Here is a 22,415-nt window from a genome sequence, read left to right as displayed (position 1 = left end):
AACATGTACAGCTATCGCGATCAGGTCTCATTTGAGGGCGAGGGGCGGTTCTATCGGGGCAACATCCACTGCCATTCCACGGCGTCCGACGGGCGGTTGGAGGCGCCGGAGCTGGCGCGGCGGTACCGCGAGGCGGGTTATGACTTTTTGTGCTTCACGGAGCACGAACTGTTCACGGCGCGGCGGGACCTGTGCGCGCCGGGGTTCCTGGTGATTGCGGCGGCGGAGTGGTCATGCCACAGCGACCGGGCGTCGGGCGCGAAGGACCGGTGCCACCACGTGGGCGTCATCGAGGGCACGCAGGCGATGCTGGACGCCGCGCCGCTCGGGCGGTACCAACCGGGTGAGGTTTTCCCGCGGCTGTCTTTCGAGGGAGAGGCCAGCGCGCGCAGGATGCTGGACGAAATTCACGGCCACGGCTGCATCGCGGTGTACAACCATCCGGCGTGGTCCCGCGTGCGGCCCGAGGACATGGGGCTGCTGGGCGGATTTTGCGCCATGGAGGTGCACAACCGCGGCTGCGAGCTGGAGAATTTCACGGGGTTCAACGAGGCGCACTGGGACAGTTTGCTGTCCGACGGCTCGCGCGTTCGCGCCGTGGCGGCGGACGACAACCACAATCTGGGCCTGCCCGACGATTCGTTCGGCGGCTGGATCATGGCGCGCGCGGGTTCATTGACCCAGGACGCCATCGTGCAGGCGCTGATCGACGGCGACTTTTATGCCACCACGGGGCCGGAGATCCTGCGCTACGGCGTGGAGGGCGGCGTCGCGTTCATGGAGTGCGGCGGCGTGAACCAGGTGAACTTCGTCGCCGGCGGCGGCATCGGCTGCGGCTCGACGGTGTGGGATCTCGAAGGCGGCGACGGCGTGACGCGGGCAGAGCATCGGATCAGCGGGCGGGAGCGCTACATCCGCATCCGCTGCCAGCGCAGGGACGGCAAGATCGCCTGGAGCCAGCCGATGTTCCCGCAGGAGGCGCCATGACGGCGCTCAGTGGGAACCAACTGAAACGGCGGGGTCTCGTGATGGGCTGCTGCTGGCTCATGTATACCATCGTGTATCTGCTGCGCAACAACCTGTCGGTAGCCCTGCCCTACATCGAGGCGGAATACGGCATCTCCCGCGCGTCGCTGGGGTTTATGTCGAGCGTGTTTCTATGGGTGTATGGGTTGGGGCAGCTGGTCAACGGTTACATCGGGGACCGGATCAGCGCAAAGTACTTCATGCTGCTGGGGCTCGGGATGGCGTCGCTGATGAACGCCTTCTTCGCGATGACGCACAGTTACTGGATGATGGTGCTGTGCTGGGCGGCGAATGGCTGGTTCCAGTCGATGCTGTGGGGCCCGATCATCAAGACCGTCGCCAACTGGTATGAGCCGGGCAAGGGCGGCCGCGCGATGATCGCCATCAGCACGTCCGCGGCCGTCGGCGGGCTGCTGGCGATGGGGCTATCGGGGCTGCTGGCGTCGGATACGGGCTGGCGCAACATCTTCCTCGTGCCCGCGCTGATCGGCGGGGCGTACCTCGCACTGCACCTGCTGGCGTTCCAGGACCGCCCTGCAAACGCAATCGACCGGATCGCCGCGCTACCCAACCGGCCCGCCGTGCCGATGGCGGCGATCCTCAGACGGCGCGACGTTCAGTGGGTCACGCTGGCCTGCTTCTGTCAGGGCATCGTGCGGGACGGCATTTCGCTGTGGGCGGCGCTGTTCTTCATGGAGGCGTATGGGCTCGATGTGAAGCGCGCGGTGCTGTTCGCGCTGGTGATTCCGGCGGCGAACTTTCTGGGCGTGATCGCGATCGGGCAATTGTACAGGAAGTTCCCGCGGCGGCTCGCGCGGATGGCGGCGCTGACATTTCTGATGGGCGCGCTGATGACCGGCGCGCTGAGCTTCCTGTGGGGCATGGGTGCGCTGGTGGCGATGGCGCTGCTGGCGCTGGCGTCGGGCACGATGTGCGCGGCGAACACCTTGCTCTTGGGCGTGTATCCGATATCTTTTGCCGAGGAGGACCGAGTCAGCAGCGTGACGGGCCTGTTGGAGTTCAGCGCCTACCTGGCCGCCGGTTGCACGGCGGTGCTGTCCGGCTTCCTGCTCGACCGAATGGGCTGGCAAGGTGTGATCGCGCTGTGGCTGGGCGTGGCGCTGGTGGGCGCCGCGGCGCTGATTGTGGCGGAGAAGGTGAAAAATTGAAGGGCGCGCACGGTTGAAAATGTTTGTGTATTTTGTTATGATGTCGATGGAAGATTATGGCGCCGCAAAGAAAGGAAGGGTACTCATGAATCGCAAATCGCTTTGTGCTTTACTCCTTGCGCTGATGCTGACCGCCCTGATGGCGCTGCCCGGGGCCGCCGCACAGACGGCCGAGCCCAAGGGCAAGCTGACCATCCTGCACACCAACGACGTGCATGGCCGCGCGGTGGCGAGCCCGGCGGACGGCGTGTTCGGCTACGCCGCGGTCGCCAAGCTCAAACACGACCTCGAGGCGGCGGGCGACTCGGTGCTGCTGCTGGACGCGGGCGACGCCGCGCAGGGCATGCCCATCGTCAATTTGAGCTACGGCCAGACGGCGATCGAGTTCATGAACGCCGTCGGCTACGACGCCATGACCCCCGGCAACCACGAGTTTGACTGGGGCTCGGACAACCTGCTGAAGATATTGGAGGAGGCCAAGTTCCCCGTGGTGTCGGCCAACATCATGGACAAGATCAGCGGCGAGCCGATGTTCAAGCCCCATGTGATCCTGGACACGCAGGCCGGCTACAAGGTGGGCGTGTTCGGGCTGTCGACGCCCGAGACGCTGACCAAGGCCCATCCCGACAAAGTCAAGGGGCTCAGCATCCTCATGGGCGAGGAACTGTACAAGGCGGCCCAGGCGCAGGTGGATGCGCTCAAGGCCGAGGGCTGCGACCTGATCGTGTGCCTGTCGCACCTGGGCGTGGCCGACGAGAGCGCGCCCAACCGCTCGACCGACGTGCTCGAAAAGGTCGGCGGCATCGACCTGATGATCGACGGCCATAGCCACACCGTGATCGACGGCGGGAAGATGGTCGGCGACGCGCTGCTGACCAGCACCGGCTCGTACTTCGGCGCGATCGGCAGCGTATCCTATGACGGCGAGGCGCTCAAGGCGAGCCTTGTCTCGGCCAAGGTGGATTCGGCCGCCGCGAAGCTGGGGCTGATCGCCTTCCAGGGCGACGCCGAGGTGGCGGACGCCGTGAATTCGGTGGATAAGGTGGTCAAGGAGCAGCTCAGCCAAGTGTTCGCCACGACCGAGGTGCTGCTCAACGGCGAGCGCGACCCGGGCGTGCGCACCGAGGAGACCAACCTCGGCGACTTTGCGGCGGACGCGCTCTTGTGGGCGGCGCGCAGGGCGCTGGGCGAGGACCAGGTGGCGGCCGCGCTGACCAACGGCGGCGGCATCCGCGCCAGCATCCAGCAAGGCGACATCACGATGAACGACATGAAGACGGTGTTCCCGTTCGGCAACCAGGTGACGGTGCTCAAGGTGACGGGCAAGGAACTGCTCGAGGCGCTCGAGGCCGCGACCCATACGACGCCCGACGCGATCGGCGCGTTCCCGCAGGTGGCGGGCATCGAACTGACGATCGACACCGCCGTGCCCTATGAGCAGGGCGAGCAGTACCCCGACTCGACCTATTACGCGCCCGCGAAGCCGGGCAGCCGCGTGACGATCCAGGAGGTGGGCGGCCAGGTATTCGATCCGGAGGCGCTGTACAACATCGCGACCAACGACTTCACCGCGGCGGGCGGCGACACCTACTACGCGTTCCGCTATGCCAATCAGACCAGCGGCTACATGACCGGCGTGGCGCTCGAGGACGCGCTGGTGAGCTACGTAACCGAGGAACTGGGCGGCAAGGTAACCGAAGCCCGGTACGGCGCGCCCCAGGGCCGCATCACGATCAAGTAGGGTCGGCCTGCGCTCCCGATGATGACTTTGGGCGCTGCCATTTGGCAGCGCCCAAATCGTCAGGACGAGCTCCCGCCGCGCGAAACAGGCCCCGCCTACCACCGCTTCACGAAATTCTTCTGCTCCTTGCGCATCCGATAGCCGCAGGCCAAATAGAACCGGTGCGCGCCGGTGCGGTCGAAGCCCGAGACCAGACGCATGCCGATTGCGCCTGATTTGCCGGCCCAGTCCTCAGCGGCGGCGAGCAGCGCGCGGCCGATGCCGCGCCCTTGCGCGACGGGGTCGACGGCCAGCGCCAGGATATTTTTCTGGCAGCCGCCGTAGACGGTGTCGTAGTCGGCGGCGTGGATGTAGCCGAGCACATCCCCCGCGTTTTCGGCCACCCATAGCCGATTGTGCGCGCTGTGAAGCAGCAGCGTAAGCTGCGCGCGGGTCTCGGCCTCCGGGCAGTCGTAGCCCAGCGCGGCCCGGTTGATGCGGCAGATGGCCGCGGCGTCGCAGGCGCGGGCCTCGCGCACGCGCCAGGGAGCGGCGGGCGTCCCGGCCTCGGAAGCCTCGATGATCGCGTCGTGCGCATGGCTTTTCTCGTTCATTGCGCCTCCACCTCAGCAATACCACTTGATCTTCGCGGGGTTCGGCTCGTTCTCGACGGCCACGGCGCGCAGCGCCGCCGCGATATCGGCGCAGACCTCGTCGGCGATCGCCGCATAGGCCTCGGCGCTCGCCTCCAGCCCGATGCGATCATACGCAACCGCCGCCGCGCCATAGAAGTACAGCCCGAGCGCGTGCGATAGCGTGTGCACGACCGCCGAGGCCTGCCCGACCGCGCGCGCCGCCGCCTGCGCGGCGGGGTCCGCATCCAGTTCGCGCGCGGCGGCGTGGCATTCGTTCAGGATGCGCTGGCGGGCCGCGGGGAATTTCACCTTTCCGTTCAGGTAGTCGCGCGCGGCGGCGAGCGCGCCGCGCGCTCGCCCGTCGCCGGGGCAGCGCCTTTCAAAGATCGGCAGGAAATGGGCTTCGGCATAGTCGATGCACCAGTTGCAGATGGTCGGCTTGCTCTGCGTGTCGATCAGGCGCATCAGCGCCGTCGCTCCCGGCCCGCCCGCGTCGCCCAGCATCTTGCGAAGCTTCTTTGCCATCACGGATCCTCCGGATTCGCGATCTCAAAATCCTCGGATCTGAAGTTGCTGTAGTACCGGCCGCCGCTCGCCGTGAACCTCAGCACGCAATAGTCCGGGTCGGTCACGCCGCCTGTATAGTAGCGGGTATCGCCGTCGCGCCACGCCCCTTCCCTGGCCTCGGCGTCCTCCAAAACCTCCATGGTGCCCAGCAGCTGTACGCCCCGGAAGAACCGCTTGTCGAAGAAGTAGACGCAGGCCTTTGGGTTCGCCCGGTACTGCGCTACCCGCATGGAGGAGGTGTTGGTGGTGAACACAAACGTGCGAATCCCCTCGCGCATGCGGGGCGGCAGCATCGCCTTCATCTGCGGAAAGCCATTTCCGTCCACCGAGCCGACGAACGCCACGCCTTGCTTGTCGATCAGGTTGCCGATGGTCTGTTCGGGGTTGCGCATGGGGGATTCCTCCTAATAATTATTTGGCTTGGCCGCTGCTTCGGGCAGGAGCGCCTCACGGGTCTGCACCATGCCGTTCACAAGTATCGCCCAACGGGCACCCGTCGCACAGGGGTTTCTTCCGGCAATGTGCCTTGGCGTGCACGACGATCAGCGCGTGAAAGCTGTTGTAGAGCGGCGCGCTGCGCGGAAGGCCCGCCTCGAAGTACCGCTTGACCGCCTCATAGCCCGCGCCCGCGTCGATCGGGTATCGAAAGCAGAGCCGCATGGTGTAGGCGTCCACCACGAAGGTCGGGTGCCCGAAGGCGTACAGCAGGATCGAATCGGCGGTTTCCGGTCCGACGCCCTTTACCGACATAAGCTCGGCGCGCAGTTTTTCGAGCGGCTCGCGCCGGACGGTCGGCACGTCGAAGCCGTAGCGCGCGAACCATTCGGTGACGGCCTGCAAATACCGCGCCTTCTGATTGAAGAACCCCGCCGGGCGGATGATCTGCGAAAGCTCCGCGAGTTCCAGGCGCAGCACTTGCTCGGGCGAGAGCGCGCCGCCGAAGCGCGCGATGGCCTTTTCCACATTGCCCCACGCCGTGTTTTGCGTCAGCACCGCGCCGACGATGACCTCGTAGGGCGTTCCCGCCGGCCACCAATGCGGCTCGCCGTAGCGGGCGAGGAGGGTTTCGTGTAGCGATAACAAAGGATGATTCGTCATGGCTTCAGTATACCTCAGCCGCGCGCGAGCGTCAATCGAAGGTTAATCCTGCGTTTCTTGACAAACCCCGAGGTGGGCACTACAATCGGATATTGATGGAGCGATTGGGGGAGGCTTTCGACGTGCAGCCGTTTACGAAGGGGCTCCGGGATGGGGTGGCGATCGGGCTGGGGTATCTGTCGGTTTCGTTTTCGTTTGGGATCAACGCGGCGCAGGGCGGGCTTACGATCCTGCAGACGGCGCTGATCTCGATGACCAACCTGACCTCGGCGGGGCAGCTCGCGGGGCTCAAGCTGATGATCGCGCTGGCCCCGCTCGCGGAGCTGTTCCTGGTGCAGCTGACGATCAACATCCGGTACGCGCTGATGAGCATGTCGCTGACGCAGAAGCTCGACGATTCGATGACGCTCGCGCACCGGCTGGGCGCGGCCTTCTTCATCACCGACGAGGTGTTCGCCGTGGCCAGCAGCCAGGACGGCCTGATCGGCAAGTCCTATCTCTACGGCCTGGCGGCGATGCCCTACCTGGGCTGGGCGCTCGGCACACTGCTGGGCGCTGCCGCCGGGTCGCTGCTGCCGGCGAGCGTGACCACGGCGCTCGGCGTCGCGATCTACGGCATGTTCATCGCGATCATCGTGCCGCCGATGAAGAAACTCAAAGCCGTGCGGCTGGTGGTGCTGGTCGCGCTCGGGCTGAACCTTATGCTCAAGTACGTCCCGCTGTTTGATTTCATTTCAGACGGGGTGGCCATCGTGCTGTGTTCGGTCGTGGCGGCGGGCGTAGGCGCATACTGCCGCCCCGCCGAGGAGGGCGCGTAGATGCGATATGAGCTGTTCTGGCCCTATCTGCTGGTGATGGCCGCGACCACCTATCTGACGCGCGTGATCCCGTTGGCGCTGTTTCGGCGGCGCATCAGGAGCCGCTTCGTGCGCTCGTTCCTGATGTACGTGCCCTACGCGGTGCTGGCCGCGATGACGCTGCCGGGCGTCCTGTACGCGACCGGGTCGATCTGGACCGCGGCGGCGGGGCTGATCGCGGCGGTGGTGCTCGCGTGGATGGAGAAGCCGCTGCTGACCGTGGCCATGTGCGCGTCGCTCATGGTGCTCGTCGCGCAGTGGGCGCTGGGGATGATGTAAACGCGGGAGGGTGCGATGCGAAGCCTGTGGAAGTTTCTGAGGCCCTATAAGAAGGAAAGCATACTCGGGCCGCTGTTCAAGCTGCTGGAGGCGGGCTTCGAGCTGTTCGTGCCGCTGGTGGTGGCGGCGATCGTGGACAGGGGCATCGGCGGGCGCGACGGCGCGCTGGTTGGGCGGTACGGCATGCTGCTGGTGGCGCTGGGCGTCGTGGGCATGGTCAGCGCGATCACCGCGCAGTATTTTGCGGCGAAGGCCGCGGCTGGCTTCGCCACCGGCGTGCGGCGCGCGCTGCTCGATCGGATCCAGGGCATGTCCTACGCGCAGCTGGATCAGGCGGGCACGGACACGCTGATCGCGCGACAGACACACGACGTGGGTCAGGTGCAGACCGGCGTGAACCTGACGCTGCGGCTGTTTCTGCGCTCGCCGGCGATCGTGCTCGGCGCGGCAATCATGGCGTTCACGATCGACGCGCGCGCGGCGCTGGTCTTCGTCGCCGCGATTCCGCTCTTATCGCTGATCGTGTTCGGCATCATGGCGTACACGATCCCGCTCTACCGCAAGGTGCAAAACGGGCTCGACCGGCTTTTGTCGCTTACGCGCGAGAACCTGACCGGCGTGCGCGTGATCCGCGCGTTTCACCGCGAGGATGCCGAGATCGACGAGTTTGACGCGCGCAATCGCCGTCTCAGCGAGGCGCAGCGCTTCGCGGGGCGCATTTCGGCGCTGATGAATCCGGCCACCTACCTGGTGCTCAACGGAGGGCTGATCGTGCTTTTGTGGACCGGCGCGGCGCGGGTGGACGCGGGCGCGATCTCGCAGGGCGCGGTGATCGCGCTGGTCAATTATCTATTGCAGATCCTGGTCGAGCTCGTCAAGCTGGCGAGCCTGATCGTCTCCGTCACGCGCGCGATGGCCTGCTGGAGCCGCGTGGAGGACGTGCTGCGGACACCCCGGGGCGAGGGACCGGGCGGGACGGCGCCGCCGGCGGCGCTCGCGCTCGCGCATGTGTCGTTCGAAAATGTGTCTATGCGTTACCCCGGTGCGCTCGCGCAGGCGCTGACCGGCGCGACGCTTTCCGTGCCGCGCGGGCAGACGGTCGGGGTGATCGGGGGCACGGGCTCGGGCAAGACCACGCTGGTCAACCTGATCCCGCGCTTCTACGAGGCGACCGAGGGCACGGTGGCCGTGGACGGCGTGGATGTGCGCGATTGGCCGGTCGGCGAGCTGCGCGCGCGCGTCGGCGTGGTACCCCAGCGCGCGGAGCTTTTTGCGGGCACGATCAGAGAGAACCTGCGCTGGGGCAAGGCCGACGCCACCGACGAGGCGCTGTGGCATGCGCTCGAGCAGGCGCAGGCGAGGGCGTTCGTCGAGGCGCTGCCCGAGGGATTGAACACGAAAGTCGCGCAGCGGGGCCTGAACCTGTCGGGCGGGCAGAAGCAGCGGCTGACCATCGCGCGGGCGCTTATACGCCGACCGGAGATATTGATTCTGGACGACAGCGCCTCGGCGCTCGACTACGCGACCGACGCGGCATTGCGCCGCGCGCTCAGGGGGCTTTCGGGGACGACCGTGTTCATCGTGTCGCAGCGCGCGGCGTCGGTCATGCATGCCGACCAGATCGCGGTGCTCGACGACGGGAGGGTGGTCGCGGTGGGCGCGCACGACGAGCTGCTGAAATCGTGCGCGGTGTATCAGGAAATCTACCATTCGCAGTTTCCGAAGGAGGCTTCGTAGATGCCGGGGAAGAACGAGCCGCCGCGCCGGGGAACGCTCGGGAAGGTATTGGGCTACGTGGGCCGCAGCCGCGCGCTGATCGTCTGGATGCTGCTGTGCGCGCTGGTGGGCGTGGCGCTTACGCTGTACGTGCCGGTGCTGGTCGCCCAGGCAATCGACGGGATCATCGGGGCCGGCAAGGTGGACTTTCGGCGCGTGGCCGAGCTGCTCGCGCGCATCGGCCTCTCTGTGCTGATTACCGCCGCCGCGCAGTGGGCGATGAACGTCATCGCCCACAAAGTCGCCTATGGTACGGTTGAAGAGATTCGCGCGGCGGCGTTCCATAGAATCGAGCGGCTGCCGCTGTCGTATCTGGACGCGCACCCATCGGGCGAGCTGGCCAGCCGGGTGATCGCCGACGTCGATCAGTTTTCCGACGGGCTGTTGATGGGCTTCCCGCAGCTGTTCACGGGCGTCGCCACGATCGCGGGCACGCTGATCTTCATGCTGCTGATCGACGCGCGCGTGACGCTGGTGGTGGTACTAATCACGCCGCTGTCGCTGGTGGTGGCCGCGTTCATCGCGCGGCGCACCCGCGACATGTTCCGCGCGCAGGCCGAGGCGCGCGCCGAGCAGACCGCCTTCGTCGAGGAGATCATCTCGGGGCAGAAGGTGGTGCGCGCGTTCGCGCACGAGCGCGCGGTGGAAGCGCGGTTTGACGAGATTGCCGGGAAGCTCGAAGGGGCGTCGCTGCGCGCCACATTTTATTCCTCGATCACCAACCCCGCGACCCGCTTCGTGAACGCGCTGGTGTATGCGGGCGTGGGCATGGCGGGCGCGCTGTCGGCGATGTCGGGCGGCATCAGCGTGGGCGCGCTGTCGGCGTTTTTGACCTACGCCAACCAGTACACCAAGCCGTTCAACGAGATATCGGGCGTGATGGCCGAGTTGACGAACGCGCTCAGCTGCGCCGAGCGGGTGTTCGAGCTGATCGAAGCGCCGACCGAAGCGCCGGATGCGGAAGGCGCGCTGGAGATGGAAGATGTTCTGGGACGGGTGGCGCTGGACAAGGTCTGGTTTTCGTATCGGCCCGACCGGCCCTTGATCGAGGATTTGAGCCTTGAGGCGAAGCCGGGCGAGCGCGTGGCGATCGTCGGGCCGACCGGCGGCGGCAAGACCACGCTGATTAACCTGCTGATGCGATTCTACGACGCGGACCGGGGCGCGATATCGGTCGATGGAGCGGATGTCCTGCGGATCAAGCGCGCGTCGCTGCGCGCAAGCTTTGGGATGGTGCTGCAGGACACCTGGCTGCGCGGCGGCACCGTGCGCGAGAACATCGCGCTCGGCAGACCCGACGCCAGCGACGAGGAAATAGCGTCGGCCGCCCGCGCCGCGCACGCCCATTCGTTCATCACGCGCCTGCCGAACGGTTACGACACGCAGCTTACGGGCGGCGAGGCCGCGCTGTCGCAGGGGCAGCGCCAGCTGATCGGCATCGCGCGGGTGATGCTGATGAACCCCTCGATGCTGATTCTGGACGAGGCCACCTCGTCGATCGACACCCGCACCGAGCGGCGCATCCAGGACGCCTTCGCCCGCATGATGGAGGGCAAGACCAGCTTCATCGTGGCGCATCGGCTTTCGACAATCGAGCACGCCGACCTGATTTTGGTCATGGAAAACGGGCGTGTGGTCGAGCAGGGGAGGCACGGGGATTTGCTCAAACGCGGCGGCAGTTATGCCAGGCTGTACAACAGTCAGTTCGATATGATAAGGGGGAACGCATAATGGTGATCGGTGCGGCGATTGAGAAGATGATCGACTTCTATGGCGGCGATTTGCACAATGTCAACCATTCCCTGAAGGTGTATGCCTTCGCGAAGGCCATCGGAGCGAGCGAGAGGTTGGACGCCGAGACGCAGCAGGTGCTCGAGTTCGCGGCGATTGCGCACGACATTGCGCGCCCGCTATGCCAGAAGAAGTACGGCAACACGGACGCAAAGCATCAGGAGGAGGAGGGCATCCCGCTGGCGCGGCAATTCATGGCGGAACTATCCGCCCCGGATCCGGTCGCGGAGCGCGTCGCCTGGCTGGTGGGGCATCATCACACCTATGACGATGTGCGCGACATCGATCATCAGATATTGCTGGAGGCGGATTTTCTCGTCAATGCCGACGAAGCCGCCATGCCGGAAGCCGCCATCCGCGCCGCGCTGGAAAGGGTTTTCAAGACCCGGGCGGGGAAGTGGATGCTGAACACGATGTACCTGGCCCGGCGTCCGTGATGTTTGCCCAATGACCGGGGCGGGTATCATCATGCGTATGAAAGACAAGGAGGATAACCCCATGACCACCAAGACCATCATGATCGAGGGCATGAGCTGCGGACATTGCAAGGCGCATGTCGAGAAGGCGCTTAATGCCATCCCGGGCGCGAGCGCGACGGTGGATCTCGCGAAGCATACCGCGACCGTGACGCTGACCGGGCCGGTGGACGACGCGCAGCTGAAGAGCGCCGTCGAGGACGCCGGCTACGACGTGATCCAAATCACCTGAGCCATGCCGGACACGGAAGAAACGCTCTCCGGCGTGCTCGCCGCGCTGCGGCCGCTGCGCGTGCCGGCGACGCCGGGCGAGTACGATCTGCACCGCATGATCGGCGAGGCGCTCGCGCGCGCCGGGATCGCATGCGAACATGAGGTCCCGCTCGCCCCGCGCTGCCGGATCGACTTTCTGGCCGGCGACGTGGGCATCGAGGTCAAGCGGGGCGCGGCGCCCGCGCGCGCGCTGCGCGCCCAGGCCGAGAAATACCTGAAATCGGACAGGCTCCACGCGCTGGTGCTGGTCGCCACGCGCGGCGTTCGCATGCCCGGCCGGGTAGCGGGCAAGCGGGTTGTGGTGTTCGGCCTCAATCGACTGTGGGGGGTGGCGCTGCCGTGAGCCTGTATCCGGCCTATTTGCGCGAGCCCTACGCGCTGTCGCATACCTACGGCACTTTAAGCTACAACCGCAAATCGAAGTGCTGGGTCATCAAGGGCGAGCCCTGCGTGACGGAGCTCGCCAAGCGGCTGTTTCCCGGCTGCGACGGGCGAGGGAGGGGCGTGGCCCGCTTCACCGCGCACCGGCGCGTCGTGGGAGACCTCAATTGGCTGATGCTGCGCTACCCGCTGGACGTCAAGGAGGCCGACCGCGCGCGCTGGGAAGAAGCGCTCGAGGAGGCGCGAGCGTACGCCACGCTGCGCGAGCAGCGCCTCGGCGCGCCCGAATACGCCGCGCCGCCCGAGGGGACGTTCGCGGGCGAACTGATGCCGTTTCAACAGCAGGGGCTGGCGTTCCTGCTCGCCAGCCGCCGCGCGCTGCTGGCCGACGAGATGGGCCTGGGCAAGACCGTTCAGGCGCTCGGCTTCATCGCCTCGCTTGCGGCCTTCCCGGCGCTGCTGGTCGTGCCGCCCCACCTCGTGCGCAACTGGCGCAGCGAGGCCGAGCGGTTCTTGCGGCTTCCCGGCGGTGTGCGCGTACACGTCATCCGGGGGTTGACGCCCTATCAACTGCCGCCGGCCGACATCTACATCATCCACTACCTGCTGCTGCGCGGCTGGAAACAGGTGCTGCCGAACATGCGCTTCGGCGCGGTGATCTTCGACGAGATCCAGGAGCTGCGCCGCGCCGGCACCGAGAAATATTCGGCGGCCAGCCTGCTGGCCGGGCCCTGCGAGAACGTGGTCGGGTTATCCGGCACGCCGATCTACAACGCGGGCGGCGAGATCTGGAACGTCGTCAACATCCTCGACTTTCACTGCCTGGGCGATTTTGAGAGCTTTTCGCGCGAATGGTGTTACGGCTACGCCTCGAAGCTCGTGGCCAAGCCGGAGCTGCTGGGCGAGCACCTCCGGCGCGAGGGGCTGATGCTACGCCGGCGCAAGGCCGACGTGCTCAGCGAGCTGTTGCCCAAGCGGCGCCTGGTGCAGGAGATCGACTGGAACGATGGGCTCTACCGCGAGCTGATGCGTCCGGTCGCGGCGCGCCTCAAGCAGCTCGACGAGGCGCAAAGCGCGTCCGAACGCGCGCTGATCGAGGACCAGATCTGCTCGCTCGAGCGCCAGGCCACCGGCATCGCAAAGGCCCCCTACGCGGCGGCATTCGTGCGCGCGCTCGTAGAGGGCGGGGAGAAGGTGCTGCTGTTTGCGCACCACCATGCGGTCATGGACGCCTACAAGCGGGAGCTCAAGGCGCTCAGGCCGGTCTTTATCACCGGGCGCGAGGACGAAAGGCAGAAGGACGCTTCGCTTAAGGCGTTTATGGAGGGGCGCACCGACCTGTGCGCGATCTCGCTGCGCTCGGCCAGCGGGCTCAACCTGCAACGCGCCACCTGCGTGGTGTTCGGCGAGCTCGACTGGTCGCCCGCGGTGCATGCCCAGGCCGAGGACCGCGCCCACCGGATCGGCCAGCGGGATTCGCTCTTGTGCTACTACCTCGTCTCTCCGCGCGGCAGCGACCAGGCGATGCAGGAGGCGCTGGGGCTCAAGGTCAGCCAGTTCGTGGGCCTGATGGGCGACGCGCCGCCGGACGAGGACGAGCAGTTCCTGCGCCAATCCGAGGCGCGCGAGCACATGCGGCGGTTGGTCGAGCGGCTGCGCGAGGAAGGGCCGGATTACAGGGTATAGTACTGTGTCTTATCGACCGCGTCGAACAGCGCGAGCTTGTGATAAATGACGTCCTTCATCGCCTTGATGGGCTCGACGTACAGCTCGAAGGGCTCGCGGATGTGGGGATCGGCCAGCACTTGGCGCAGCCGCCGGTACATGGCGTCCTTGGTGTCGGACGAGATGTTGATCTTGTTGATGCCGCGCTTGACGCTCTCGGCGATCTCGGCGTCGGGGTTGGCTGAGCCGCCGTGCAGCACGAGCGGAATCGACACGCGCCGCTTGATCTCGCTGAGCAGGTCGAGGCGCAGCCGGGGGTCGAAGCCCTTGGGGTAGATGCCGTGCGCGGTGCCGATGGCGATCGCCAGGCAGTCAATGCCGGTGGCCTCGACGAATCGCACGGCGTCGTCGGGGTTGGTGTAGGTGATCTCGGAGGTGCCGCCCTCGGTGTCGTGCTCGGTGGTGCCGATCGTGCCGAGCTCGGCCTCGACCGAGATGCCCAGCGGGTGTGCGATGGCGACCGTCTGGCGGGTCAGCGCGATGTTCTCCTCAAACGACTTGCTCGAGGCATCCATCATCACCGAGGTGAAGCCGGTGTGCACCGCGTGCAGGATGTCCTCTATGGTGGAGCTGTGATCCATATGGATGCAGACGGGGATCCGGGTGGCGTTCGCGGCGGCTGCGATGGCGGCCATGACGGCGTCGCCCTGGAAGTTGAGCTCCAACGGGTGAACCGCCAGGATCACCGGGGCGTTCCTCTCCTCGCAACATTCGATGACGGCCTTGAGGATTTGACAGGTGCCGATGTTGAACGCGGGGATCGCGAAGTTGCGTTCGTTGGCGACGGAGAGGATTTGCGCGATATTCATCAACATACGGATGTAGCCTCCAATTATAGCGGTGTAGATGCTTGCCGGTCGCGGGCCGAGCCACTCGGCCCGCGGCCGGCCTTTGGTGGTATTACTTGAGGAACTGGTCGACGTTGGCGGCGTCCACCTGCACGAACGGGATCATGATGGATTTCTCGACTTCCTTACCGGCGAGGATGTCCGGGATCAGCGCGATGCCGGCCTTGACCTGGCCCGCGCCGTCCTGCAAAATGGTGGCGCGCAGCGCGCCTTGCTTGACCATGGTCAGCGGGCCCTGGTTGCCGTCGACGCCGATGCAGACGATGTCGGAGCGCTCGACGGAGTTGCAGTAGGCCTGCACGGCGGAGGACATGTCGTCGTTGTCGCAGATGATGGCCTTGAGCTCCGCGCCGTACTTGTTGACGGCGTCGGTGGCGAACTGCACGGCCTTGTCGGCGGACCAGTCGGCCGCGAAGTCGCCGACGGCTTCCCACTTGGCGTCGCCGTCCATGATGTTCTTGATGCCCTGACCGCGGTCAATCTGCGCGGAGTTGCCCACGATGCCCATCATGTGGGCGTACTTGCCGCCGTCCGGCACCTGCTCCTTGACGAAGGTGGCCATCATCTCGCCGGCCTGCACGTCATTGGAGCCCACGAAGGCATTGGCGAGCTCGTCGGTGTTGTTGGTCTTGGAGTTGATGACGACGATCGGAATGCCCGCGTCCTTGCAGCGGGTGACGACCGGCGCGCTGCCTTGGCTCTCGGCCGGCAGCAGCACGACGAAGTTGGCGCCGTTGTTGATCGCGTCCTCGATCAGGTTGACCTGGGTGATGGGGTCGGTCAGCCCGTCGTAGAGCTGCCACTTGGCGATGGTGCCGTCGGCGACCAGTGCGTCGAGTGATTCCTTGGCGGCGTTGTTGAGCGTCGCGTGGAAGGCGTCCACGGTGTTCTTGGCGATGTAGGCGACGTTGACTTCCGCCTTGGCCTCGGCAACGGCCGAGACCGCGAACAGGGACAGCGCCAGCATCAGGGTTAGGACCGCAGCGATGAGCTTCTTCATAAATCGTGTTCTCCTCCTGTTTTATTTATCTCAGCCCGGTTTCGCCGGGACAAGATCACTTCCTGCGCTTGTTAATCAGCGTGTCGATCAGCACCGCGGCGATGATTAACAGGCCCTTGCAGATCGTTTGCCAATAGGAACTGATGCCCACGAGGTTCATGCCGTTGTAGATCAGGCCGATGATGATGATGCCCACCAGCGTGCCGGGGATCGTCGAAATGCCGCCGGCGAACGAGGTGCCGCCGATGACGCAGGCTGCGATGGCGTCGGTCTCGTAGCCGATGCCGATGTTGGGCTGCGCCGCGTTGATGCGCGCTGTCATGATGATGCCGGCCACGCCCGCGCAGAAGCCGCTGATTAGGTAGGTGGCGATCTGCGTCCAGAACACATTGACGCCCGAGGCCTTCGCCGCGCCGATGTTGCCGCCCACCGCGTACACATAGCGGCCGAACCGGGTCCAGTGCAGCAGCAGGTAGGCGAGGATCGTGATCCCGAGCAGGATCAGGATGGGGTAGGGGACCGACCCCAACAGCTTGCCCAGCCCGATCTGGGAGAAGTCGGGGTTGGCGAGCGCGAACGAGTACCCGCCCGAGATCACGTAGCCCAAGCCCCGGATCACCAGCTGGCTGGCCAGCGTGACCACGAAGGGGAACATGTTGAATCTGGCGATCAAGAAGCCGTTGATTAAGCCGAACAGCGTGCAGATCGCGACGGCCCCGAGGCAGGCCAGCGGGATATTGCCGGTCGCCTGCAGCACGATGCCGATGAAGGTCGAGGCCAGCGCCAGCATCGAGCCGATTGACAGGTCGATGCCGCCCGCGGTGATGACGAACACCATGCCCATCGCCAGCACGCCGTTGAGCGCCACCGTGGACAGCACGTTGGTGATGTTACCAAACGTCAGGAACGCGCTCGAGGACAGCGCCAGGATGATGAACATCGCGATCATGACCAGGACGATGCCGTACCGGCGGGTGAACAGGCTCAGATCGTGCTGATCCATGCCCAGGATTCGCTTGTCTTCATTGCGCTGCACGGTCGCTTCCCCCTCCTTGCTTGCCGCCAAACTCCTTGGCGAGGATGTCCTCCTGGCCCACCGCGCCCGACTCGATGTCCTCACGGCTGACCTCGCCGTTGAGCCGGCCCTCGTGGTAGATCAGGATCCGGTCGCTGACGCCCATGATCTCGGGCAGTTCCGACGACACCATGATGATGGCCATGCCCTCGGCGGCGAACTTGCACATCAGCGCGTGGATGTCGCCCTTGGCGCCCACGTCGACGCCGCGCGTGGGCTCGTCGAGGATCAGCACCTTGGGCATCGACATGACCCATTTCGACAGCACCACCTTCTGCTGGTTGCCGCCCGACAGCGAGAAGGCGTCGGCTTCGATGCCGGCCGATTTCACGCGCAGCAGATTCGCGTATTCGTTGCATTCTGCCTTTTCCCGGCGCTGGTTGAGCAGCAGCCCTTTCTGGCGAGAGGGCAGATTGGGCAGCGAGATGTTCTCGCGCAGCGAGCGGAACAGGCACAGGCCGTAGCCCTTGCGGTCCTCGTTGATCATCGCGATGCCGAGGCGGATCGCGTCCCGCGGGCTGCGGATTTTCACCTCGCGGCCTTCGAGGAAGACCTTGCCGCGCTCGAATCGGTCCATGCCGAAGATCGCGCGCATGGTCTCGCTGCGGCCCGAGCCCACGAGACCCGACAGGCCCAAAATCTCTCCCCGGCGCACCTCGAACGAGATGTCGGCGTAGCCCTTGCCGGTCAAACCCTCGACCTTGAGCGCCACGTCGCCGATCGGGCGGGTGACCTTGGGGAAGATGTTCTTGACCTCGCGGCCCACCATCATCGCGATGAGTTTGTCGATCGTCACGCCCGAGACCTCGCCGCTGCCGATGAAGCGGCCGTCGCGGAACACCGAGTAGGCGTCGCAGATCTTGAAGATCTCCTCCATGCGGTGGGAGATGTAGATGATCGTGACGCCGGCGGCCTTGAGGTTGCGGATCGTCTTGAACAGGCGCTCGGTCTCCTCGCTGTCCAGCGAGGAGGTGGGCTCGTCCATGATGACCAGCCGCGCGTTGCAGGAGACCGCCTTGATGATCTCCACCATCTGCATCTGCGCGATCGTCAGCTCCCCGACCAGCAGCTTGGGGCTCAGTTTGAGCTCGAACTCCTTGAGCAGACGGGCGGCGCGCTCGTTGGTCGCCTTCTTGTTCAGGAAGGGCGTTCCGGGCCGCGTATCTTCGCGCTTGAGGAAGATGCTCTCGGCGATCGACAGGTGCGGCTCGGGGCTCAGCTCCTGATGGATCATCGAGATGCCCGCCGCGATCGCCTCGGCCGGGCTGGCGGCCGCATAGGGCCGGCCTTCAAAGGTGATTTGACCTTTGTCCGCCTTGAGCAGGCCGATGATGATCTTCATCAGCGTCGATTTGCCCGCGCCGTTCTCGCCCAGCAGCGCGTGCACCTGACCGGGCTTGACTTTGAACTGCACGCCGTCCAGCGCGCGCGTTCCGCCGAAGGATTTCGAAAGGTCGCTGCATTCGAGGATGTACTCGCGTCCGCCGCCCTTGCCGTCCAAGGCGAATCCCCCCCTTTTTGAGTCGCTGCCGATCTATTCCGCCGCCTCGCGGATAAAGGCGGTCAGCATGCCGGCGGTAAAGGTGTCGCCCAGGCCGATCGTGCACCGGGGCTGTTCCATGCGCAGCGTCGGCACCAGTTGAACCAAGTGCTCGCCGGTCCGGATGCCGCTCAAGGCCGACGCCATCTGAACGCCCGCCGCGCTGAGCGGCTGGGTTTCGAGCGTCTCAAGGCAGTCCGCTTTCGTGCCGTACCGGCCGGTGCGGGCGCGGGTGCCCGACATCAGGTTGCCCAGCGCCAAGCCCTTTGGAAGGTTGACGCCCGGCAGCTTCCGCCCGAAGTACATCGAATAATCCGCGGTGTGCAGCACGATGCCCTTTGCGGGGCAGCGCGACAACAGCCGCTGAAGGGCCTCGAGGATCGAAGGCAGGTTGCCGGTGTCGGTTCGGCAGCCCAGCCGCGCGGCGTGCTCGGCCAGTTCCTCCTCGTTCATGCCCAGCACGTCGACCGAGCGGGCCAGCCGCTCGAAGGCCAGATCCTTGACGTCGGGGTTCAGGTAGTAGGCGCCTTCCAGGTAGATCGCGGCGCGCGGATTGCGCGCGCGAAAGGCTTTGTAGTGAGCGGTCAGCAGATCCAGCCGGTCGGTCAGCACCTGCAAATCGACGATCGCGTTGAAGCCCGATATGCCCAAAACGCGAATATCGCTCGCGTGTTCCTCGCACCAGGCGAGGAAGCCGGGCTCGATCGGCAGCGTCTTGTGCACCTGATCGTCGTCGAGGATCATCCGGTTGGAGGCGGGCGCGCGGTAGGTGATCCCCCGGGCCTTTACCTCCGCGCCCTGCGGGTACTGCAGGATGACGTGCCTGACCGGCGGCTCGCCCGAGACGCATGCGCCGATCGGTGCAACGCGCCCATCCGCGTAGAGCGCGATGCCGGGCCGATCCATCAAGTCGCACACCGCGCGCGACCGGTCGGTGAGGTAGGCGGTCGCCGGGAAGCCGAGCGCGCCCAGCGCCGCCGCGCCCTGCGCGCAGGTGCCCCCCAGCGCGTAGGCGGTCTCAAAGCGGCTTTCGAGGATTTCGCACACCGGGGCGGCGATATCGACCTCCGCCCCCCGCCCGGCCGCCAGAAAGTGGGTGACGATCCGCGCGAAGTCCTCCATCGAGTCGATCCGATCGCCCGCCGCGTATGCGGGGGCGTCTTTCAAATACTCGTCCGCGATCCGGGCAAAGGCGGCCCCGTCCCATTCAAGCAGCACGTCGAGGTTGCTCGTATAGCCCAGTACCATCTGATGTCCGCCGGCGCAGCGGGCGGCGTCGGCTTCGGTCTGGTCCAGCGCGCTTTGATACAACATCCGATGATCCATGACAACCCTCCGCCGCCTTAAACCTTGGTATCCGACAGCACGTACTCGACCATATCGTCCTCAAACCCCTGCCGCGCGTCCTCGACGAAGAATACGATCAGGTCGGTCAGCGCGTAGAGGAACAGGTAGGAGGTCGCCCCGAAGATGAACACGTTCGAATCGACGACGCCGGTCGACAGCGTGATATCGGCCGCCTGCTCCGCTGGGGAGCGCTTGATATCGGTCAGGGCCATCGTGGGGATGCCCTTTTTCTTGGCCAGCTCGAAGGCGTTGATGACCTGTCTGGAGCTGCCCGAGTGCGAGATGCCGATCACGAGGTCGCCCGGCGTGCCGTTGCTGATGTTGATGATCATCTGTTCGGGGTGGTTGGCGCTGATCGCGCGGATGCCCAGCCGCCCCAGCCGGAACGACAGCCCTTCGGCCACCTGCACGGCATTGCCGACCGCCGCGAGGTAGACGGTGCCGGCCGAGCGGATCCGTTCCACGCAGTTTATCAGCACCGGCATGTCGACGCCCTGGCTGATGCTCATGACGCCCGCCGCCAGTTCCTGCAGCAGGTCGTCCGTGGACGCGGGCCTGCCCACCCTGCCCTGGCCCCGCAGCAGCTGGTTCCGGCCCAGCTCGTGGGCCAGCTGCAGCTTCATTTGATAGAAACCCGTGTAGCCCAGGCGCTTGCACAGGCGGATGACGGTCGCGTCGCTGACGCCGCTTTGTTCGGCGACGTCGGAGACGTTGAGCGTGACGACCTGGTCCGGGTTCTTCAAAATAACTTCTGCAACGCGACGCTCGGCGGAGAAAACCCTGTCGAGGTTGCTGCGAATGTTGTCGAGGGCGGAATCTGTGAATTCCAATTTCGCGCACCTCTGCGTTTCTGTGGGATTTTAATGAAATATTTCGAAAATCAACGTGATTATACAAGAATTCGCCCCTTGTGTCAATCCATATCGCGCATTTCACGAAAGTTTTTTTTGTGAGCGAAGGCATATGGTTCAATAGACCGAGGGACCGCAAGCGTTACGGCGGTTTTGGGAAGAGGTGGACGCGGCGCTCGATGGCTCGGCAAAACCCCTCAATGTCTACCATCCTGAAATTCGTTGGCGACGCTATGTACGAGCGTTCGCGGCCCTGATGGACGACGCGCCGCCGGACGAGGACGAGCATCCTGCGCCAGTCCGAGGCGCGTGAACACATGCGGCCGGTCGATGGAGCGGCTGCGGGCGGAGCGGGTGCAATGGGCGCTACCAGGAGATGCTCCAGCATCCATAATCGACCGTGTCGTTTACGGCGACGGTTCCGTCCGAATAGGTCACCTTGCGGACGCCGCAATAGACCTCGTCGGTGCTGGAGCGATAGTCCATGGTGAAGTAGTCGCACTTGACGGTCTGGCCAGGCTTGACGCTCTTCTTCGTGGTCTTGTAGTAGACGCGGTCGCCGAGCAGATTGGCCCCGTCTTGCCCGCCGGGATAGCAGTACAGCTCAAACGACTTGACCGTGCGCCATGTGGATACGTTCTGCACCTCGATGCGGAACTTCATCCTGTCCTTGCTGAGCGACTTCCACTCGCCCCAGCTCGTGGGGCGTTTGACCACCAGCGCCACATCGGGCTCGCGGTAGGCGGCGGCGAGGACGGAAAACAGCCGGACCTGGGTCGCGCTGTCGGCGTATCCGTCGCTCGAAAGTCCGTTCGCGCGCTGGAAATCGCTGACCGCCTGTTCCGTCAGCGCGCCGTACTCGCCGTCCGCCGTATCGCGCAGATAGCCCAGTTCGATCAGCCGGTTTTGCAGCCGGGTTACCGCCCAGCCCTCGTCGCCCTTCCCCAAGCCGGCGTAGTAGGGCGTCGGCGCGGGCGTCGGCGTAGGCGCGACCCTGCCGCGCCGCACGTCGGCCAGATCTTCGTCTTCCAGTTCAAAGCAGAACGCTCCGTCCGACAGGACCAGACTTTCCCCCGCTTCGGTGAACAAGGCGCCCGAAAGCGTGCCGCGGTAGGCGCGCCCGTCCGCGCTGATGGAGTCCAGATCGATGCGGAAGGAGGAGCCGGACGGATCGGGGCCGTAGGGATCGTGGATGCTGTTTGAGGCATTGTACTCCCTATAAGGGCTGTAGCTGTGGTCGGTCACCTGCAACCCGTACAGCCAGCCATAGGATGTTACGCCGGTATGCTGGTCGACGGACTGGCCGCCCTTCATATCGACGGGGATGTCCACGTTGATATAAAAACTGTTTTCGCTAAAGTAGACGTGCAGAAAGGATTTCCCGCTGCTTTCGACCGTCTGCACAAAGACGCCGGATAGCGGCAGCCGCCGCTTTACGCCGTCCACGGCCACGGCCAGCTCGTTGCGACCGGCGGGGGAGGGCGTAGGGACAGGCGCAGGCGTCGGCGTCGCCATGCGCAGTTGACGGGTCAGATCGATCTGCCGGTTGACGCTGTCGAGCACGTCGAGCACCCTGTAACCTTCGATCGCACCGGAGAGATCGCCCGCGCGCTCCATCAGGCGCGCGCGGGTATAGGCCAGCATGTCCGCGCTGTTCAGGAAGGAACGGGAGGCCAGCGCGTCGTAGATGGTGGCCGCGTCGTCGAGTTCTTCCGCGCCGAGGCGCTCGTATCCCTCGATCCACAGCAGGTACAGGTTGCTTTGCCCGTGGCCGGCCGCGTCCTCAAACAGCGGCCGGGCGGCTAAGTAGTCGCCCTCGTCGAACGCCTTGACGGCGGAGGCGTAGGCTGCCTCCGGTGCCGCCGCGCTCTGCGCGGACGCGGGCACGACCAGGGCGAGCACCAACAGCGACAGCGCGCAGGACAAAAGGACGCGGAACATGCGCATGCCGATCACCTTTCCCATATCGTCGATTTGCCGG

Annotated in this window: 22 protein-coding genes; 11 read left to right on the top strand and 11 right to left on the bottom strand. The window is 65.4% G+C overall.

Annotation, left to right across the window (positions count from 1 at the left end; genetic code table 11):
- The first annotated feature begins 3 nt into the window (after positions 1–3).
- The 3 genes from ACH6CV_RS02755 (at position 4) to ACH6CV_RS02745 (ending at position 3,936) form a co-directional block, all read left to right on the top strand.
- Positions 4–987 carry a PHP domain-containing protein gene (locus ACH6CV_RS02755; protein ID WP_456356632.1) on the top strand — a complete coding sequence of 328 codons (984 nt, stop codon included), beginning with the start codon at positions 4–6 and terminating at the stop codon, positions 985–987.
- Positions 984–2,195 carry an MFS transporter gene (locus ACH6CV_RS02750; RefSeq protein ID WP_456356631.1) on the top strand — a complete coding sequence of 404 codons (1,212 nt, stop codon included), beginning with the start codon at positions 984–986 and terminating at the stop codon, positions 2,193–2,195. The genes ACH6CV_RS02755 and ACH6CV_RS02750 overlap by 4 nt, the downstream gene beginning before the upstream one ends.
- A gap of 85 nt (positions 2,196–2,280) precedes the next feature.
- A complete protein-coding gene (locus ACH6CV_RS02745; RefSeq protein WP_456356630.1) occupies positions 2,281–3,936 on the top strand; it encodes a bifunctional metallophosphatase/5'-nucleotidase in 1,656 nt (551 codons plus the stop codon).
- Between the two features lie 95 nt (positions 3,937–4,031).
- Here ACH6CV_RS02745 and ACH6CV_RS02740 read toward each other — a convergent pair whose 3' ends face one another.
- Genes ACH6CV_RS02740 through ACH6CV_RS02725 form a run of 4 tightly spaced genes read right to left on the bottom strand, consistent with a single transcriptional unit; the run spans position 4,032 to position 6,215 of the window.
- Positions 4,032–4,529 carry an N-acetyltransferase family protein gene (locus ACH6CV_RS02740; protein ID WP_456356629.1) on the bottom strand — a complete coding sequence of 166 codons (498 nt, stop codon included), beginning with the start codon at positions 4,527–4,529 and terminating at the stop codon, positions 4,032–4,034.
- A gap of 12 nt (positions 4,530–4,541) precedes the next feature.
- Positions 4,542–5,075 carry a putative immunity protein gene (locus ACH6CV_RS02735; protein ID WP_456356628.1) on the bottom strand — a complete coding sequence of 178 codons (534 nt, stop codon included), beginning with the start codon at positions 5,073–5,075 and terminating at the stop codon, positions 4,542–4,544.
- Positions 5,075–5,509: a pyridoxamine 5'-phosphate oxidase family protein gene (locus ACH6CV_RS02730; RefSeq protein WP_456356627.1), complete on the bottom strand. Its 435-nt coding sequence runs from the start codon at positions 5,507–5,509 to the stop codon at positions 5,075–5,077. Before ACH6CV_RS02730 ends, ACH6CV_RS02735 begins: the two co-directional genes overlap by 1 nt.
- A gap of 55 nt (positions 5,510–5,564) precedes the next feature.
- Entirely contained in the window at positions 5,565–6,215 is a 651-nt protein-coding gene (locus tag ACH6CV_RS02725; protein WP_456356626.1) for an endonuclease, read from the bottom strand.
- A 122-nt stretch (positions 6,216–6,337) separates the two neighbouring features.
- Between ACH6CV_RS02725 and ACH6CV_RS02720 the strand changes: the two genes are divergently transcribed.
- The 8 genes from ACH6CV_RS02720 (at position 6,338) to ACH6CV_RS02685 (ending at position 13,734) form a co-directional block, all read left to right on the top strand.
- Positions 6,338–7,033: an AzlC family ABC transporter permease gene (locus ACH6CV_RS02720; RefSeq protein WP_456356625.1), complete on the top strand. Its 696-nt coding sequence runs from the start codon at positions 6,338–6,340 to the stop codon at positions 7,031–7,033.
- Positions 7,034–7,351 carry an AzlD domain-containing protein gene (locus ACH6CV_RS02715; RefSeq protein ID WP_456356624.1) on the top strand — a complete coding sequence of 106 codons (318 nt, stop codon included), beginning with the start codon at positions 7,034–7,036 and terminating at the stop codon, positions 7,349–7,351.
- Positions 7,352–7,366: 15 nt separating this feature from the next.
- Positions 7,367–9,088 (top strand): ABC transporter ATP-binding protein, encoded by a 1,722-nt coding sequence (locus tag ACH6CV_RS02710; RefSeq protein ID WP_456356623.1) that lies wholly within the window; start codon positions 7,367–7,369, stop codon positions 9,086–9,088.
- A complete protein-coding gene (locus ACH6CV_RS02705; RefSeq protein ID WP_456356622.1) occupies positions 9,089–10,858 on the top strand; it encodes an ABC transporter ATP-binding protein in 1,770 nt (589 codons plus the stop codon).
- Positions 10,858–11,355, top strand: coding sequence for an HD domain-containing protein (locus ACH6CV_RS02700; protein WP_456356621.1), 498 nt, complete (start codon positions 10,858–10,860; stop codon positions 11,353–11,355). Before ACH6CV_RS02705 ends, ACH6CV_RS02700 begins: the two co-directional genes overlap by 1 nt.
- Positions 11,356–11,416: 61 nt before the next feature.
- Positions 11,417–11,626 (top strand): heavy-metal-associated domain-containing protein, encoded by a 210-nt coding sequence (locus ACH6CV_RS02695; protein ID WP_456356620.1) that lies wholly within the window; start codon positions 11,417–11,419, stop codon positions 11,624–11,626.
- Positions 11,627–11,629: 3 nt separating this feature from the next.
- On the top strand, positions 11,630–12,010 hold the full coding sequence (locus ACH6CV_RS02690) for a hypothetical protein (RefSeq protein WP_456356619.1): 381 nt from the start codon (positions 11,630–11,632) through the stop codon (positions 12,008–12,010).
- Positions 12,007–13,734, top strand: coding sequence for a DEAD/DEAH box helicase (locus tag ACH6CV_RS02685; RefSeq protein ID WP_456356618.1), 1,728 nt, complete (start codon positions 12,007–12,009; stop codon positions 13,732–13,734). The genes ACH6CV_RS02690 and ACH6CV_RS02685 overlap by 4 nt, the downstream gene beginning before the upstream one ends.
- Here ACH6CV_RS02685 and ACH6CV_RS02680 read toward each other — a convergent pair.
- From ACH6CV_RS02680 to ACH6CV_RS02650, 7 genes are all read right to left on the bottom strand, one after another.
- Positions 13,722–14,588, bottom strand: a complete 867-nt coding sequence (locus tag ACH6CV_RS02680) for a ketose-bisphosphate aldolase (RefSeq protein ID WP_456356617.1) — start codon at positions 14,586–14,588, stop codon at positions 13,722–13,724. The two genes, ACH6CV_RS02685 and ACH6CV_RS02680, sit on opposite strands and share 13 nt — an antisense overlap.
- Positions 14,589–14,673: 85 nt before the next feature.
- The gene (locus tag ACH6CV_RS02675) at positions 14,674–15,621 is read right to left on the bottom strand and encodes a substrate-binding domain-containing protein (RefSeq protein ID WP_456356616.1); all 948 of its coding nucleotides are present in this window, start codon (positions 15,619–15,621) and stop codon (positions 14,674–14,676) included.
- Positions 15,622–15,676: 55 nt separating this feature from the next.
- Positions 15,677–16,657 carry an ABC transporter permease gene (locus tag ACH6CV_RS02670; protein ID WP_456356615.1) on the bottom strand — a complete coding sequence of 327 codons (981 nt, stop codon included), beginning with the start codon at positions 16,655–16,657 and terminating at the stop codon, positions 15,677–15,679.
- Positions 16,644–18,197 carry a sugar ABC transporter ATP-binding protein gene (locus ACH6CV_RS02665; RefSeq protein ID WP_456356614.1) on the bottom strand — a complete coding sequence of 518 codons (1,554 nt, stop codon included), beginning with the start codon at positions 18,195–18,197 and terminating at the stop codon, positions 16,644–16,646. The genes ACH6CV_RS02670 and ACH6CV_RS02665 overlap by 14 nt, the downstream gene beginning before the upstream one ends.
- Before the next feature lie 33 nt (positions 18,198–18,230).
- Positions 18,231–19,562 (bottom strand): ADP-dependent glucokinase/phosphofructokinase, encoded by a 1,332-nt coding sequence (locus ACH6CV_RS02660; RefSeq protein WP_456356613.1) that lies wholly within the window; start codon positions 19,560–19,562, stop codon positions 18,231–18,233.
- A 17-nt stretch (positions 19,563–19,579) separates the two neighbouring features.
- Positions 19,580–20,413, bottom strand: coding sequence for a MurR/RpiR family transcriptional regulator (locus ACH6CV_RS02655; RefSeq protein ID WP_456356612.1), 834 nt, complete (start codon positions 20,411–20,413; stop codon positions 19,580–19,582).
- Between the two features lie 387 nt (positions 20,414–20,800).
- On the bottom strand, positions 20,801–22,399 hold the full coding sequence (locus tag ACH6CV_RS02650) for a peptidoglycan-binding domain-containing protein (protein WP_456356611.1): 1,599 nt from the start codon (positions 22,397–22,399) through the stop codon (positions 20,801–20,803).
- Between the last annotated feature and the right edge of the window lie 16 nt (positions 22,400–22,415).

The sequence above is a fragment of the Anaerozeibacter quisquiliarum genome, from assembly GCF_051162045.1.
Taxonomy (GTDB): domain Bacteria; phylum Bacillota; class Clostridia; order Christensenellales; family Aristaeellaceae; genus Anaerozeibacter; species Anaerozeibacter quisquiliarum.
Note: the sequence above shows the minus strand (reverse complement) of the source record. Positions and strands in the feature narration are given on the sequence as shown.

Coding starts and splice junctions, on each gene's coding strand:
- ACH6CV_RS02710 (WP_456356623.1), top strand. CDS start 7,367: ATGCGAAGCCTGTGGAAGTTTCTGAGGCCCTATAAGAAGGAAAGCATA.
- ACH6CV_RS02650 (WP_456356611.1), bottom strand. CDS start 22,399: ATGGGAAAGGTGATCGGCATGCGCATGTTCCGCGTCCTTTTGTCCTGC.
- ACH6CV_RS02690 (WP_456356619.1), top strand. CDS start 11,630: ATGCCGGACACGGAAGAAACGCTCTCCGGCGTGCTCGCCGCGCTGCGG.
- ACH6CV_RS02730 (WP_456356627.1), bottom strand. CDS start 5,509: ATGCGCAACCCCGAACAGACCATCGGCAACCTGATCGACAAGCAAGGC.
- ACH6CV_RS02705 (WP_456356622.1), top strand. CDS start 9,089: ATGCCGGGGAAGAACGAGCCGCCGCGCCGGGGAACGCTCGGGAAGGTA.
- ACH6CV_RS02715 (WP_456356624.1), top strand. CDS start 7,034: ATGCGATATGAGCTGTTCTGGCCCTATCTGCTGGTGATGGCCGCGACC.
- ACH6CV_RS02675 (WP_456356616.1), bottom strand. CDS start 15,621: ATGAAGAAGCTCATCGCTGCGGTCCTAACCCTGATGCTGGCGCTGTCC.
- ACH6CV_RS02680 (WP_456356617.1), bottom strand. CDS start 14,588: ATGTTGATGAATATCGCGCAAATCCTCTCCGTCGCCAACGAACGCAAC.
- ACH6CV_RS02740 (WP_456356629.1), bottom strand. CDS start 4,529: ATGAACGAGAAAAGCCATGCGCACGACGCGATCATCGAGGCTTCCGAG.
- ACH6CV_RS02695 (WP_456356620.1), top strand. CDS start 11,417: ATGACCACCAAGACCATCATGATCGAGGGCATGAGCTGCGGACATTGC.
- ACH6CV_RS02725 (WP_456356626.1), bottom strand. CDS start 6,215: ATGACGAATCATCCTTTGTTATCGCTACACGAAACCCTCCTCGCCCGC.
- ACH6CV_RS02735 (WP_456356628.1), bottom strand. CDS start 5,075: ATGGCAAAGAAGCTTCGCAAGATGCTGGGCGACGCGGGCGGGCCGGGA.
- ACH6CV_RS02750 (WP_456356631.1), top strand. CDS start 984: ATGACGGCGCTCAGTGGGAACCAACTGAAACGGCGGGGTCTCGTGATG.
- ACH6CV_RS02745 (WP_456356630.1), top strand. CDS start 2,281: ATGAATCGCAAATCGCTTTGTGCTTTACTCCTTGCGCTGATGCTGACC.
- ACH6CV_RS02660 (WP_456356613.1), bottom strand. CDS start 19,562: ATGGATCATCGGATGTTGTATCAAAGCGCGCTGGACCAGACCGAAGCC.
- ACH6CV_RS02700 (WP_456356621.1), top strand. CDS start 10,858: ATGGTGATCGGTGCGGCGATTGAGAAGATGATCGACTTCTATGGCGGC.
- ACH6CV_RS02755 (WP_456356632.1), top strand. CDS start 4: ATGTACAGCTATCGCGATCAGGTCTCATTTGAGGGCGAGGGGCGGTTC.